This window comes from Bradyrhizobium sp. AZCC 2176 (genome assembly GCF_036924645.1).
GTDB lineage: Bacteria > Pseudomonadota > Alphaproteobacteria > Rhizobiales > Xanthobacteraceae > Bradyrhizobium.
In genome coordinates this window covers 1,560,086-1,575,340 of record NZ_JAZHRX010000001.1, presented here as the reverse complement: position 1 = coordinate 1,575,340, position 15,255 = coordinate 1,560,086, and the positions used below count along the sequence as shown (strand labels likewise).

The following is a 15,255-nucleotide window of genomic DNA, read 5'->3' as shown; positions in this document are numbered from 1 at the left end:
AAGCCAAGACCGGTTCGGTCTCAGGCCACGATTGCAGCTATTAGCGGCCTGGTCCCGACGATGTTCATCACTTGTGTCAGGTTATAGGCGAGGACCGAGAGAGCCATCTCGGCGGCTACTTTTGGAAGCGTTTTGGTGAGGAAGTGTGTCGCTCCCATGCGGGCCTTCATCGTGCCGAACGGATGCTCGACCGTCTCGCGACGCTGGCGCATGGCTTGTGGGTTTGCATTGAGGCGCTGCTGCACAGCTTCGAGCAGATGCTCATGCTCCCATCGCGGAATCCGCCGCTCTGGCCCTGTCGTGCACTGCGATTTGAGCGAACAAACTTGACAAGCTGTGGTCCAGTAGCGCCGTAGCCGCTTGCCGTCCTCCTCGCTCGTAAAGCGATATGGCAGTTGCTCTCCGGCTGGACAGCGATAGGCGTCCTCCTCTCGCAAATCGGCAAAGTCCTGCTTGCCGAAGCGCCCCTCCGATTTGGCACCCGACGTCATCGGCTTGGGCAGAGTCACTGTGATGCCGGCCTCGTGACACCCGAGGATCTCCAGGCTGCTGAAGTAGCCGCGATCGGCCACGGCATCGAGCGTCTCGGTCTTGAGAACAGCCTTGGCCTGCTTGGCCATATTGGCCGGTTGAGCCCGATGTGAGCCGCTGTTCGTCACCTCATGCGTCACAATCAGATGGTGCTTGGTACGGCGGCGGCCGGACACATGACCGCTACCGTCCCCTCACTTTCAAACCGTCAAAAACATCTTGATCCGCCGGGGCCGTCAACACATGAAAATTGAATCCGAAGCGTCATCCTCGTCGCTGCGACGAAGCGGTGCATCGGCGCCGACGGCACTCATCGCCCCCTTCAGGCGTTACGTCGGATGATGATCCATCCGGAATGAGATGCCTCCGACTCGCCGCAAACGATCATGATTGAGGCCTCTCGCCAACACAGAGTGGCTAATATTGGCCCAACTATCGCCGTCGTTATGGCTCGCTGCGCGGACCGGCCCAAAAATCTGCAAATACCCATTCTCGCTTGACCGCGGTGAGCGCTGTCTCGGGTTTGAAAACCGCTACGGACGTTTTGCCGCGGCCAATGCAACATGCTTTGAACTCAAAGGATATTGGCGAGGCGCGCTGCCTGCATTTTCGGCTATACACGTGTATGAGATATCCAACACATTCGCGACAAATTGTGTTGCCAGCGTCCGGCCGCTTTCGCTGCACACATGAACAATGTGCAGGCAATGCTCAGAACTTGGGGGAATGCAAAATAACAAGGGAATATTTCTAAATGGCATCACTATCGGACATCGTCACGCAAAACACGCTCAACATGAGCGAAGGCTTTCCACAGGGCGTACCGCACAGCTGGAACTGGTACAAAGGCTGGAACGACGACGGGCTGCATACGCCGCCCGCAGGCTTCACCGCAGTTGAAGGGTGGGGACAGGTCTATCACCAGGAGGGACAACCCCTCACAAATCCAAACGCAAACGTCGAGGTTGCCAATTCGAAGACCTATGTCCGCATCAAACAAACGGGCGAATGGGTCTTGGTCCAGGACCAGTCAAAACTTCCAATAACCGGCGGTCATTTCGTCACCGACTTCACTAATAACGGTGGATACGCGATGAACGTGAGCCCCCTGTCGGGCGGAGGCGCATCTTTCGATGCCCCGCCGAACGGGTACAATGATCACTTCTGGTTTCAGTCGCGAGGCACCTACCAGGCCGGAACGATTGACGCCGTCTATGTCCAAATGGACATGAGGACAACGGATGCGAACGCAAACCTGGTTGCCATGGTGGGCGCCGACTGGTGGCGCGACGCGAACGCCCCTTATCTTCAGGACCACAGCAACAATCCAGGCATCGGTGGCACCAACTGGGTTGAGCTCTCGACGCAATGGAAGACGCTTGGCTACTATTCCACGACCACAGCGGAGTTTCAGGGCAATCTGCCTCCTCCGTTGCGCGGAGCTGTGAACACGCCTCCGGTCACAACCAATCCGGACACCACGGCTCCCGCAGCGCCCAAGATTGCAGCGTTTACGCCGGATACCGGCGCGGTCGGGGATAAGATCACAACCGCGAGCGTTCTGACGTTATCTGGCACGGCAGAGGCCGGCAGCACCGTCAAACTGTTCGATGGGTCGACGCAGATCGGCACGGCAAAGGCGAACGCGAGCGGCACCTGGAGCGTCGCGACGAGCAACTTGGCGACCGGCTCGCACAACTTTACTGCGAAGGCCACTGACACAGCCGGCAACACCAGTTCGGCGTCGTCGCTGTTAAGTGTGAAGGTGGACGGCGCGGGAGCTCCTTCATCTCCGTCGTCGCCAACACCCCCAACGCAGACGCCAGCGCCAAGTGGCGAGAACCTCCTGGTGAACGGATCCTTCGAAGCCTCATCCCTGGCTGCGGGCCGCTGGGCCGGATTCAGTTCGATACCGGGCTGGACGGCGATAAGCGGCGGGACGATCGAGTTGTGGAACAATCTCAACAACGTCAAGGCCACCAACGGGTCGAACTTTGGGGAACTCGATTATCAAGGCGCTCGTGACGGTCTCTACCAAGCCGTGAAGACCACTGCGGGGCAGAGCTACGATCTCTCTTTCGATGCGCGGTCGCGGTCCGACTCCGGCCTGAGCACCAACACGATCGAAGTTTTGTGGAACGATAAGGTAGTCGCCACTGTCCCGCCCGGCAGCAACTGGCAAACCCACCACTTCTCGGTGACCGGCACCGGCGGTCAAGACCGCCTCACCTTCCGCGAGGCCGCAGGCCAAGGTGCCGACGGCCACGGCGCGCTCTATGACAACGTCAGCCTGGTCAGCAAACCCAGCGCAGTCCAGCAAAGTGCCATCAGCCTACAGCCGATGAATTTGGTGAACCAGTTTGCGGCGACAAGTTTTGCCGACACTGGAGCTGGTCTCAGCGGAGGGTTAAATCGGACCGACTTGTCGGCAACATTGGCTCAGACATTGGCTAAAGCGAGCTAGCCGAACCGGTAGCGTACCGTTTCTCCCGTCAGCACGGCCACGGTTCGGCTTCGCTGGCGGGAGGACACGCTGCCAAGTCCAGATCACAATCGAAATTCCTCCATTCTTTCGCTGGGTTGAGTAGCGGAAGTGACGGTGTTGCATCCCACCCGGATGTCTCACGCTTGCCCCTGAGCGATCAGCCATGATCAATTAAGAGCGGACCGGGACACGACCGCACAGCCCCTTTGCGGGGTATACGTCCGTCCGATGTGCCTTTCTTTCGGGTAGCGGGCATCCTTCGGCCCATGTGCCCGTCCGACCGGGTCGTCCAGCTGGCCATAGCAAGGAGAGCACTCAGCTGTCCGCATGGACTTACGCGAACAAAACCAGCTGCTTTTGAGATTGGTCAAGTCGGGGCTACTGATCCTGTGCCTAACCTATATGCAAAGTGGCCTATCCAGCGTGAAGGATCATTCTCATGCTGTCCAATTCTAGTGAATTTGCCTCTTTGCTCTCGCGGCTTGCAATGTTTGGAGATGGCGCCGTCCGCTTCCTGCGGAAGCTGCCGACCTTGTTCTTGCGGGTCGGAGTGGCGGTGATTCTTGGTGTTGCGGCGAGGGGCCCCGTTTCGGCAAACGAACCGATGAGGCCTTCGAGCGGAGCTACAGAGACCGCACCTACGCTGGATGCCATCGCGCAAAACACCCCGGGCGGCAGTGAAGCATTTCCCGCTGGAGTGCCCAGCACCTACTCCTGGTGCAGCGGCGCGTACAAGCCACCCCAAGGCAGTGCCCCGCCTTCGAATTTTACGGCCGTTACAGCTTTGGGAACGATCTATCCAATGTTTGGTGCGCCCGCCTATTCCAGCCCCGATGCAAAAATCATTGTCGCAAACGCAAAAACGTACGTGCACCTCCGCGGCAGCAAGGAATGGAACCTAGTACAGGACCAGAGCCAAGACGAAATCACGGGAGCCCAGTTCGCCGCTACCAGTGCCAGAAATACTGCCACCGAAATGAAAATTGAGACCCAACCGAACGGGGTAATCGTCATCGACACCCCCTCGCCTGGCCGCAATCGAGTGTTATGGATAGCGAAGCGAGGCGCCTATGCAGCCGGAAGCGTGGACGCCGTGTACGTCCAAATGGACATGAAAACGACCGATCCGAAACTGAGACTCGTAGCCAACGTTGGAGCGGTCTGGTGGCGCGACCCGGACGCCGCAGTTGAGCCAGGCTCAGGTAGCAATCAAGGAGCCGGCAACAGCAACTGGCTTGAGCTATCGACGGATTGGTCCATCCTAATCTTCTTTTCCGGCGACCCTTCGGAGCTTCGGGCAGATCCGCCTCCGCCACTTGCCGAAGCTGCCAATTCCGTAAAGCCGACCAGCGCGCGACGCACTGCGAACATGCCATCACCTTGCCTGCGCCCTGTTCCCCGTCAGCGCCCATGAGATAAACTGAGGGGCTTCACGGAGGGAGGAATTCCTAGATCATCGTAGCCGCAAGGAGCGAAGATGAAACAGAAATCCGGCCCGGATAAAGGATAAAGCACCGGCAGAACAAAGTGCTGAAGGACATTCGGCGCCAGACATGTCGGCAGTACTCGGCCAAAGAGAAGATCCGCATCGTACTGGAAGGGCTACGCGACAGCATTTCGAGCGTCTCCGGCCTGTCACGCGAACAGAGCAGCCGCATCAGCGCATGCAGATGTTGAAGCGGGCCAGCGAACAAATCTTGGTTCGCCAGAAGGCGGAGGCTCTAGGACACTAGCGGTCAACGAGATGGTCATCGCCGCCCGCCCGAGCGGTTCCAATCGTTCCTGGTCCAGTTGGAGGAACATGGCATCAAATACGGCATGGTGCTGTAGGAGGAACATTCTCGCCCATGAGACCGCGCTGAGCTGACAAGGAAGGGTTCGGCGCAGTCATGGATTGATCGGATGCGCGGCGGCATGTATCAATGTGACATCCCTTGCGTTGATACATCGATCGACCAAGGCTTGAAATTCTAGAGTTGCGCGCTTGATCTGGTAGCGGGCGAGGAGCCGCACGATCATGACGATACGGTGTGGACACCGCCAGCGCATTTTTAGCTAGCGAATTGCTTCGATTCCGGAAAGAGGCTACGGACGGAAAATGAACCGCGAACGCCTGACACGCCTGGCGGCACTCTTGGAGGACTACCGCGACGGTAACTCCCCTCGCTTCAACCTTCAAGGTTGGGGCAAATCCAAGATTCAACGAGGCGGATTTCTCTGGCTTGGCGAGCGGTCGTGCAACACAGCGGCGTGCGCTATTGGTCTTGCGTGCTGCTCAGGCATCTTCGCAGAAGATGGTTTGTCATGGGAGGTGGGCAAGCAAAATGGCGAACTCACTCCGACGTTCCGTGATCTGGAAGGTTGGAGTGCAGTGAAGACTTTCTTCGAACTCGACCAAGCTCAGGCTGTTAGCTTGTTCGCCGAGCACTCCTACGAAGTAACTGAAGGCGAAGCCTCTGCGAAAGCGGTGGTGGCCCGGATCCGCCAGTTAATTGCAGGACTTCAGGAATCTGCTTGAGGACAATGAAACCGGCGGGAATTTTGCGGCCATACCGGTTTCACCTCAGAGCGCCGATGCCGGCAAAACAACCCTTACTCGACCTTCGATCCCGAAATGCCACCTCGAGCCGCTCGTTGAGGCAGGGGTGGTTATCGAACAACGAGAGAAGGGCTGTCGGATCGCCGCGGCAGGGATTGTCAGTTAATGGATAATCGGGACGCAAGCCTCGGCGACAACGCGGAGGCCGGACCGGTCCCGCATTCGGTCTTGAGCGATTCCCGTGGCTTCTCGATTAGGCGGAGAATTTGCGAGCTTTTCCCCAATCAAGCCACGACCTGTGGATTGCAGGGGTCCCGTTCTGGAGGCTCTTGTCATGCCCTCTTGATCTTACGATCTTCGCTGCCTTGAAAGCCGCTTCGGTCCGATTTCGTGCGCCAAGGACGCGCAGTAGCGCGGCAGTATGAATCTTGCTCGTGCCTTCGGCAATATTTAGTTCTCGCGCGATCTCCTTATTGGACATCCCCCGAGCAAGCAGGGTCAGGACTTCATTCTGGCGGCGCGTCAATTTTAGGGTTTCCTGCTCAACATCTTCGCGAAATGAAATGTCATCATCGTCGTCCGCATCGCCTTCGACAACCCAGATCGGAATGTAAATGCGACCCGAGAGCAAATCGTGGATGGCGTCAAGCAACTCCTCCTCTGACTGAAGCTTGTGCAAAAAGCCGTGAAAGCCAACTGAAAGATAGTGCAGTGCTTCGACCCTGCTCTTGGCTCCAGAAAGAACGGCAATACGTGCCTTCGGCCTCACCTCATGCCATTCAGCTAGCAGCTCCATGGTGCCGTAGCTCAGGCTGCCGGAATCGATCAGAATCAAGTTGAAAGCTTCGCTGATGTCTGAGTGGGGGAGCCTTGACGCCTCAACGACACGAAAATGCGGAAAACGCGTTTCTATGACCTTCCTGAGTCCACTTCGATAGATGCTGTGTTCGTCGACCACGAGAATTACTGACACGGCACTCGTCCTCTACGGATACCACTCGCAGTCTCAACACTCCCTTTCGCTGGATCCAGGCGGACGTTTCAGTTTGATGGTAAGCCGCACACCGTGTTATCCAGCGTTTTCACAAGCAGTTTTCAATTCTGATCCGATCACTTAGTTCCTCAATGATCGTGCAGCCCCATCCACCCAGTACCATGCATAAAGGCACCTACAGCCGTCGCTGCCCCAGTTGACCGCCAGCGTGAAGGGTCGCGGGCAGCTCTTGACCGGCACCCCTAAAAAGGTAGGCCGGCCTCGAAGGAGCGCATCAGATGACCAGGATGAGCAAAAAACGTGCCGATTGATCGCACTCGCTACTGCTGCGATTTGCATCGCAACGTTGGTCCACATCGCTGAGTTTGACCTGGCATGTCTTTTTTCCAATGCGCTCAGTCGCAATGAGCCAACCGCAAAGGTTTGCTTGCTCCGTCGCGCTCCGCATTCAGTCGGCTTCCTTCATAGACGCGCCGGCTGCAGATCGCGGCCTGATCACGAATGCCTCCGCCGTCGGTTCCGCCGTGAACGATTCCAGGCGCCGGCATTTGACCTTACATGCGCCCACGCCCGAGCAGGCGCGAGATGGCGGTCCTTGCCGCAAATGGTAGTTCCATCGCAAGAATGAGATTCGGAACTATCTCTCCCTCGCTCCTTCGATTGACCAGAGAACAGGTTTCGAGCCGGCGCGGGCATTATGCCCATCCAAGTTCGGCGATATATCATTCGATATATCTCATCCGCCAACCTTCGTCAGACAACGCCAGTATCCACGCGCAAGATTATTCTCGCGAGCTGTTTCCATCTTTTCGTGCAGTTCCAGCCATCGCTGCTCTTTTGGAGAAAGAGGTGATGGGGTGGGAGTCGAGACTGGCTTTCCATCGAACGGAAGCTGTGCGTCTAGAATTTCGAACTCACTCGTTTCCTCCGGCGTCAGACCGGCAAGAACCCGCCGCCGATACTTATCGAGGATGTAAGCGTCGGATTGCAAAACACGCTCTCCTCTTGAAACAAGTGCCGCTCTTTCCTCATTCGTGGGGCCGACTCTTTGACGGCAGTTTCACGCCGCGGAAAGGCCTCGCCCGCCTGTAGAATAAATGTGTTGCTCGTCATTGAATTGACGGCCGTCAATAATTGAATCGTCAGAGAAGCGTCGGCCACACATCAGCCGCAGCTACGCCGGCTGGATGCTACTCGTCGCCAATGCCGCCACTGGCTATCAGCAAACCGGCGCGCTTCATTCTGGCCAGTCACCAGAGCCGTAATGAGATACTGCAAGATCGAGTAGAGCGAACTGTTCTTGCGTTCTGCCGTTCGAACGCAGGAGCTGATGCGAAACTTCGTTTAGGCACCGTAAGTTGACGGTCGTCAATACAGGCTGGATACTTGGTGTTTTCCTAGGGACCGGCAGCCACATGCACCTAGCTAAGCTCGGCTACAGAGCTCCCAGCTTTAGCCGATAATATCGGCTCGATGCTCTCCCGTGCTGAGGCCGTGTCCCGACCGCCCAACGGTCTATCTGTATTGCCTCTCGCGGAGGGTGAACAATGGATCTGTTGAAGGCCAAGACGATTGCACATCTGCCAGATGCATCCGACCGAAGGTGTCGTTTCTGCAAGAAAAAGCTAGAACTAGTCCGAACAGTCATAGATTCCGAAAACGGGGATGTCATCCATATGTTCAAATGCGAGTGTGGGGATCGCAGTTGGACCGACTAGTTGCGACCAAAGCTAGAATGATTGGCCTTCATTCTCCTAAGCCAGGTCGAAAAGCCTTGTAGGCGGCCGCCACGGGTGCTGGATCGAGGCGCGCAGCCAGATTTCCGCTTCCAAGAGCCCTGATATCAGGCGTCGTTTCTCCTCGCTGTAACGGAGGATATTCCTGACGTTCCATCTCGCGACAAATACAGGCCGGAGATTGCGCGCCCCTTGCAGCCCGAGGGCGAACGTTGATCGCCAGTCACGTGCTGAACGTGGTAAGTGCCGCTTTCTCGAAGCGCTCCGGTGTAGGGTATTTCAGGCCCGCACGGCGCTTAGCATATAATGATAGTCGTGATATTTGCGTATTTGGAGCCGCTCAGCGAGCAGTAAATCCGATGCTTGCGCTCACTGATTGTCGGATATGCCGTGTGTGCGGATAGCATTTTATGTTCTCAAAACCCAGCTCGCGAAGGATTGTCATCACACGCCACACGCTTGTAGGAAATTCGTAGTCGGCGGGGCGATGAGGTGAGCCTTTGAGCAATGATTGGCGGATCGCAGCGATCTGTAGACGAATCGGGGCATGAAGATCGATTTGGACATCTGGAAGAGCCCCACGCGTTGGGATACTCCAGGAACAACGTTCCCTTTGGCTTGAGAAGATCTCGCATCCTGCGGTCGATCAGCTATTTCGACCAATCTTGACTATGGTCGCGAAAAGCAAGGCGATCAAAATGAACGAATCATTCGACAAGGCCTCGATCGTTGTGGTCGTGTCGGTGAATCCAGGAAGGGAACGCGCATCAAGGGATAGGTTGTGGCCCTGCCGTGCAACGGTCTGCAGGGTCCGATAGGATCCGTCATTGTCGGTGAGGCCCGCCCACTCGTCTACTCCCACGGACGTTGCGTCAAACATCTCCAAGAGGTTTTCGCCACTCGGCGTCGCCCTTGGTGACGCCGCCGGCGGGGATGCTCCCGCCGCGTCCACCATTACATTCAACAGCGATGATGCCGAACTGGTGTTGCCGGCCGCGTCCGTGGCCGTCGCCGTAAAGTTGTGTGTGCCCGCCGCCAATTGGCTGGTCTCGGTACTCCAGGCGCCACTCGAATTCGCACTTGCCGTACCGATCTGCGTTGCCCCATCGAACAGCTTGACGATGCTGGCGGCCTCTGCCGTGCCAGACAATGTCAGAACGCTCGCGCCCGTGATCTGGTCGCCAATGGTGCCGGTGTCCGGCGTGAACGAGGCAATCGTGGGCGCGGCGGGAGGCGTGATGTCCGGATTGGTGACCGGGGCCGTGTCGACAGTTCCGCGGAACGGAGGCGGCAGATTGCTCTGAAACTCCGCGGTGCTCAGGGAGTAGTAGGCAATCGTCCTCCATTGCGTCGAAAGTTCAATCCAGTTGCTGCCGCCGATGCCCGGATTGTTGCTGTGGTCTGCAAGAAAAGGGGCGTCTGCGTCGCGCCACCAGTCGGCGCCCACCATGGCGACCAGCTTCAAGTTCGGATCCGTAACCCTCATATCCATCTGGACATAGACGGCGTCGACCGTTCCAGCCGCGTAGGTGCCTCGCGCCTTGTGCCAAAAATGATCATTATGCCCGGCCGAAGGGGCACTGAAAGACGTGCCCCCGCCCGCCAGAGGGGTCACGACCATCGGGTATCCTGCATTTCCAGCGAAGTCAGTGACGAAATGCCCCCCCACTATTGGGGTTCTTGACTGATCTTGGGCCAAGACCCATTGGCCCGTTTCCCTGAGACGGACATAGGTCTTCGCGTTGGCAACTTCGACATCTGCAGCTGCATTCGAGGACGCGGGAGCCCCCACCTTCTGATAGACTTGGCCCCAACCCGTGAGGGCGGTGAAATTTGCTGGCGGCGTATGCAACCCATCGTCGTTCCAGCCTTTGTACCAATCGTAGCTCTTAGGCACTCCGGCGGGAAATCCTTCGCTTCGTCCAAGCGTGTTCTGTCTGATTGCTTCGGAAATCGAGAAGTCCATCGGTTGATCCCGTGTTCAACCAGCCGGCGATACGCCAGCTACGCGTGACTGCTGCCAGACGACTGCTGGGATGTAAGCCTGCCAGCAAACGAGAAAAACAGTGCCATCGATGTAAAGTTGTCCAGCAGATTTTCGGAGAAGAAATATATGAGCAGCACAGTGAAGAGAATCTTCGCCGCCTGCAGCTTCAGCGAAAGCAGGATGCTGACGACAAAAAAGGCAAATACCAGGAAGTTGAGCAATCCATATTCCGCCAGGACACGAAGGTAATCGTTGTGCGGCGGCATGGGCATGACCGCTATGATGCCGCTCTGACCTGCGCCGTAACCAAACAAGATCACGCCGAGGCCTTGCGTCGAATAGTATTCAAATATGTTTGTCCAATGGATGATGCGAAAAAATGCTGACAGGTCGGTCGTGCCCGTCAAGTCGATCAGTTGCTTGTAGGTCATGCGTGCGACCGTGCCGGGGTTCAAGCTCCAAATCAAAGCCATGCTATCAAGACCCGTCAGCAACCGATCCATTGCTCCAAAAGCGTAGGCAATACAGCCAGCTATCCCCCCTATAAAGAAAGCGACTAATACTTGTGGTCTCAGTGGAAAGAAAGACCACATGACGATGGCAAGAATGGTGGCCAATGCTGCGCCGACTCTATTCATCACCGCGGCATTGATGAACTGCACTACCAGCATCTTGTTTCCGAACCAATGCGATAGGGAAAAGCACAAAGCAGCAAAATACAGCGCCGCGGTATTTGTATTGGGAAAGTAGGCGAACACGTCAGGAAACTCGGCGCCCACGTAGACTTTTGTGTCGCCGGCCAACTTGAAGATCAAAGGCAACGCGGCGAGCGCGTAGATGCACCACTTCTCAGCTGGCCGCCAATGCCCCGGCGCGCTTCGGCCAGCTATATAGAATGTGTAGAGCGACAAGAACTTCAGGGCATCTGCTATCTCGAAACTCCCATAGTTGGCCAAATAGCTCGCGCCGACGAAAACACAGGCCAGTACCAAAAAGATCTTGTAAAAACCGGCTTCTTCCCTGCCTACAAGCGCAACATAGACTGAACACGAAATAAGCAACAGGCTCACGGCGTTGCTAAGCGCGTTGAATAGAGTCGAGCCAGTAAGGTGATAAGCGAACGTCAGAAAATTGAGCAACACGAGGCCCAGGCAGGTCACCAGGAAAAACTGGTTCGTGATCGCCACCGACGCGGGAAGGATGTATGGCGGTCTTTCTCTGCTTACAGTCAGACTTTGCACAACGAAGTAACCCCACCTCTCGTAGTCGCAGGTTCCTGCCTAGGCCGGGATATCTCAGTAACCTGGTAGATCTGGTGCCAAGAGTAGCAGCCGTGACAAGCATATAGATGCACGGTCAAAATCCGAGTTGACGGTTGTCAATATCGTTCCGGGCGCTTCGCGTAGAGGCTATAGCGGGTAGGTACAGGAACAAGCGAGTCCACAGTGGAACGCAGCATAAGTGCAATATTCTCCTTCCGTTTTTTCTGGCGCCGCCAATGGATCCTGTATCTGTGCCTGCTTCTGACGTCCGGCGTGGCCTTCCTATATTACGCAGCGGTCGGGGACCGCTACGAGGCGTATACTATCTTGCGCGCGGGGCAGGGCATTAAGGAGCGTTCAGGCAATTCAAGCGCGCCTCTTGGGGAAGGCCTTGATCTTCAAAGCCGGATGGAGTCGCTGTCGCGCATTGCTAAAATCGATCAGGTAGTTCTAGAGGCGGGAAGGGCGGTTGGGTACGATCGATTATCCGCTAATACGAACCCGACGCTCATGAACAGGTTTTGGGCGTGGGCGAAGGAAATCAACCTTGCGCACGCTTTCGTTGGCGAGCCAGCAACGCAAGGGCTTGAGCCGGAGGACGAAATAGAGCGCAATGAGGCGCGCATTCTCGGCTTGCGGGACCGTGTCGCTGCGAAGCAAGAAGGCAGATCAGACCTGTTGAGAGTAACCTTCCGTCACAGGGATGCGGCGATCGCGGCAAGTTACCTGAACGAGCTTGCAAACGCACTGGTCGCTGTTCAGGGTACTGAGGTTCAAATGCCGGGAGCGCAAGAATTTTTCCAGCAACAGACGACACGCCTTGAGGAAGAGGCCCAGGCGGCGGCTGCTAACCTAAAGAGCTTCTCCGTCAACGCATCGATCTATTCGGTTGACGAGCAGCGGGCGCTTCTGCTCAAGCGGGCGAATGACCTGGCCACGTCCATCTCCACGACGCGCGCAACAGTCGAAGACAAAAAGGGGCAGAAACAGTCGATCGTGGAGCAATTGCAGGTGCTGCGGCCGGTTACGCAGTCGAAAACTGTAAGCCGGATGGTGAAGACGCTCGGAGGGCAGGATCCCCGAAAAGCTGCGGAAAGCGCCGCGAAGGAGCAGGAACAGGCTGACGAAATTCCTCCTTTGCTTCTGGTGAAGGTCTATCAGGACAACATGGCTGCACTCATGAAGGTCAACGCTGATCTCAATGGGTCTACGGAGCTGTTGAAGGGGCTCGGCACGGAGCTCGATCAGGTGAACAAGGAGCTGGCGTTGCTCTCTGCGAACGAGGCAGAATATGGCAGGTTGAAGCGTAACCTAACGACAGCATCGGCAGCCGCCGCGCACTATGCAACTCGGATCCTCGAGGAAGAGATCAGTTCCGAGGTCGCCAAGAAGAGCCAACTCTCAAGCCTAAGAGTCGTTCAGAAGGCGGTTACTCCAACGCGGCCTGTGTTTCCGCAGTTCCCGCATCTCATTGGCTTGGCGTTAGCCGGTGGCATTTTGCTTGGCTTTGCGCTCATCGTTGGGCCGGAGCTCGCGAGAGGGGCGACGCACGCCCACGCCTACCGGAACGCCGGACTTGACGTCGGGACCGATGACCTCGTGGACCTTTTGGTCGCCCGGCGAAAACGGGGAGGATCGAAGGATCCCCAATCCGCCGAGATGTCGACCGCAGGTACGTTGGGTGAGGGAAACACTAGAGCAGCGATATGACAGTGAAAGAGCGGCTAAAGTACATTGTCAGGTCGACTGGCTACGAAATTCGTCACCGGCACCCGGACCTGATGCAGTTCCTCAAATCTCGTTCTGTTAATCTCGTTCTGGACGTTGGCGCCAACGAGGGCCAGTTCGCACAAGAACTCAGGTTGCGCGGCTACAAGGGGAAGATCGTATCCTTCGAACCCGTCGCTGAGGTCTTCGGTCGGCTTCAACAGAATTGCGCATCGGACAAAAATTGGCATTGCCGAAACATGGCACTTGGCGATTTCACCGGCACCATAGAAATCAACGTCAGCAAGAACACGGCAATGAGTTCGATTGCCGATCAGACAGACATTGGCCGAAACAGTATCTATGAGACCGATGTGATCCGTATTGACACGGTTCAGATTGTGACGCTTGACACCATATTCTCGGAGTTCACCGACAACCGTGTGTTCTTGAAGGTCGATACGCAAGGTTTCGAGCAGAATGTACTCAAGGGCGGCAGGAACTCCGTTCCGCGTCTGCTTGGCGTGCAACTGGAATTGCCTCTTGTCCATCTCTATCAGGAGACCTGGAACTTCGATGAGGCGCTGCGCTTCATGCGGGAAGCCGGATTTACGTTAAGCCAGATGCGCCCGGTGACTTACTATTCGGAGGATCCGGTATCCCTGCTCGAAGTCGATTGCGTATTCAGGCGAACCGATTATGCCGATGGCAGCAAGTCTCTTTGACCTCCGGTCAAAGGCTGCAAGCCGTTGTGACGTTCAGTCCCGCCAGTATCTAGTTGTTGGCAGCATTGTCGCTTCGTTGGCTGCAGTGGCTTCCAGTCGAGGCGATCGTGAACAGGGCACACTATTGGATCATATTCGTCAAGCACATCGCCTGCATTTTCTCACCCAGGCGGTCATGGGCCGGATCAACTCGCACCTGCTTGACATCCACGCCCGGCCGCGCGGAACCATTGCAAATACCAGTTCACAGTATCAGCTAGTTTGCTTTCAAAGCTCCGTTGAGGCTCCCAACCCAGGATCTTCCGGGCCTTGTCGCAAGACAGCGACATAGATGGTATCTCGTGGGTGACGGTGTTGACGATCGTAGGCGTTTGGTTGGACCGTGCGATTTCAAGAATGTTGTCAACGAGGTCGATGACTGACATTCGAACCTCATGAGAGAAATTGAAAACCTCACCCCGCAGTTCCGGCCCGCTTGAAAGCTGCACCGCCAGCATGAGGTGCGCATGCGCGGCCTCTTCGACAGCCAGAAAATCTCGCACGAACCGCCCGTCGGAACGTAGTTCCGGTTGTACTCCAAAGGCACAGCATTTTGCCACATATGGAATAATGCGGGCAAAATTGAAATCGTAGGGGCTGAAAAAATTTCCGCAGCGTGTTACCGCAACATTCAAACCATAGATCTTGCCGAAGCTTTGGGTCAGCATATCCTGCGAGGCTTTGGCTACCTCCTGAGGATGCCGAGGCATAAGCGGTTGAGTCTCGCGGTAGGGCAGTTGTTGGGCGCCGTAAGCGTTGTCGGATGAGGACACGACCATTGCTCACTCCGGACGATGTTGCCGGATTATGTCGAGCAGATGCCATGTGCTCTCGACGGTCGAGCGCAGACATCCAATCGGATCAGCGAGTGTTGCCTGCACTCGTCCACTTGCCATGGCGGTATGAAAGATCACGTCGATGTCATAGTGATTGAGGGTGTGCTCGAGCAGTTCCCTGTCCCATACATTGCCGTTAATAAGCTTAGCCCGCTGGGCAAGCCCAGAAAGGAACAACTGAGAGTCCGGTCTATTGCGCCGCACGAGCGCCGTGACGTTGGCACCGTGTTCAAGCAGATGATGAATAAGCCAGCCGCCCAGAAAACCAGTGGCGCCAGTCACCAAAACCGACTTGTCTTGCCAGAACATACTCATTTGCATACTCCCTCGACGCTTTCAAATGGACAGGAAGTGCGCGTCTTGCATCGGGCGTTGGAAATTTACGCAACTTCTGCAGTCGGTTCTATTATCAGG

9 protein-coding genes and 2 pseudogenes are annotated in these 15,255 nt (G+C 56.4%); 5 read left to right on the top strand and 6 right to left on the bottom strand.

What is annotated here, in order from left to right; all coding sequences use genetic code 11:
- Positions 1-20: 20 nt before the first annotated feature.
- Positions 21-689 (bottom strand): annotated as a pseudogene (locus tag V1288_RS07085) (transposase); the annotation flags it as partial.
- 596 nt (positions 690-1,285) lie between these two features.
- Between V1288_RS07085 and V1288_RS07080 the strand changes: the two are divergent.
- The 3 genes from V1288_RS07080 (at position 1,286) to V1288_RS07070 (ending at position 5,534) form a co-directional block, all read left to right on the top strand.
- Positions 1,286-2,995 (top strand): Ig-like domain-containing protein, encoded by a 1,710-nt coding sequence (locus V1288_RS07080; RefSeq protein WP_334356378.1) that lies wholly within the window; start codon positions 1,286-1,288, stop codon positions 2,993-2,995.
- 460 nt (positions 2,996-3,455) lie between these two features.
- On the top strand, positions 3,456-4,430 hold the full coding sequence (locus V1288_RS07075) for a hypothetical protein (RefSeq protein WP_334356377.1): 975 nt from the start codon (positions 3,456-3,458) through the stop codon (positions 4,428-4,430).
- A 684-nt stretch (positions 4,431-5,114) separates the two neighbouring features.
- Positions 5,115-5,534 carry a hypothetical protein gene (locus V1288_RS07070; RefSeq protein WP_334356376.1) on the top strand — a complete coding sequence of 140 codons (420 nt, stop codon included), beginning with the start codon at positions 5,115-5,117 and terminating at the stop codon, positions 5,532-5,534.
- A 274-nt stretch (positions 5,535-5,808) separates the two neighbouring features.
- On the opposite strand, the gene V1288_RS07065 is transcribed toward V1288_RS07070, so the two are convergent.
- The 4 genes from V1288_RS07065 to V1288_RS07050 all read right to left on the bottom strand — a co-directional run bounded on the left by V1288_RS07065 (position 5,809) and on the right by V1288_RS07050 (position 11,513).
- The gene (locus V1288_RS07065) at positions 5,809-6,528 is read right to left on the bottom strand and encodes a response regulator transcription factor (protein ID WP_334356375.1); all 720 of its coding nucleotides are present in this window, start codon (positions 6,526-6,528) and stop codon (positions 5,809-5,811) included.
- 757 nt (positions 6,529-7,285) lie between these two features.
- The gene (locus V1288_RS07060; protein WP_334356374.1) at positions 7,286-7,540 is read right to left on the bottom strand and encodes a hypothetical protein; all 255 of its coding nucleotides are present in this window, start codon (positions 7,538-7,540) and stop codon (positions 7,286-7,288) included.
- 1,391 nt (positions 7,541-8,931) lie between these two features.
- On the bottom strand, positions 8,932-10,251 hold the full coding sequence (locus V1288_RS07055) for an Ig-like domain-containing protein (RefSeq protein WP_334356373.1): 1,320 nt from the start codon (positions 10,249-10,251) through the stop codon (positions 8,932-8,934).
- A 38-nt stretch (positions 10,252-10,289) separates the two neighbouring features.
- Positions 10,290-11,513, bottom strand: coding sequence for an O-antigen ligase family protein (locus V1288_RS07050; RefSeq protein WP_334356372.1), 1,224 nt, complete (start codon positions 11,511-11,513; stop codon positions 10,290-10,292).
- Positions 11,514-11,717: 204 nt separating this feature from the next.
- On the opposite strand from V1288_RS07050, the gene V1288_RS07045 reads away from it, so the two are divergent.
- Both V1288_RS07045 and V1288_RS07040 read left to right on the top strand, forming a co-directional pair.
- Entirely contained in the window at positions 11,718-13,244 is a 1,527-nt protein-coding gene (locus V1288_RS07045; protein ID WP_334356371.1) for a hypothetical protein, read from the top strand.
- The gene (locus V1288_RS07040; RefSeq protein WP_334356370.1) at positions 13,241-13,966 is read left to right on the top strand and encodes an FkbM family methyltransferase; all 726 of its coding nucleotides are present in this window, start codon (positions 13,241-13,243) and stop codon (positions 13,964-13,966) included. The genes V1288_RS07045 and V1288_RS07040 overlap by 4 nt, the downstream gene beginning before the upstream one ends.
- Before the next feature lie 185 nt (positions 13,967-14,151).
- Here V1288_RS07040 and V1288_RS07035 read toward each other — a convergent pair.
- Positions 14,152-15,150 (bottom strand): annotated as a pseudogene (locus V1288_RS07035) (GDP-mannose 4,6-dehydratase).
- Positions 15,151-15,255: the final 105 nt, after the last annotated feature.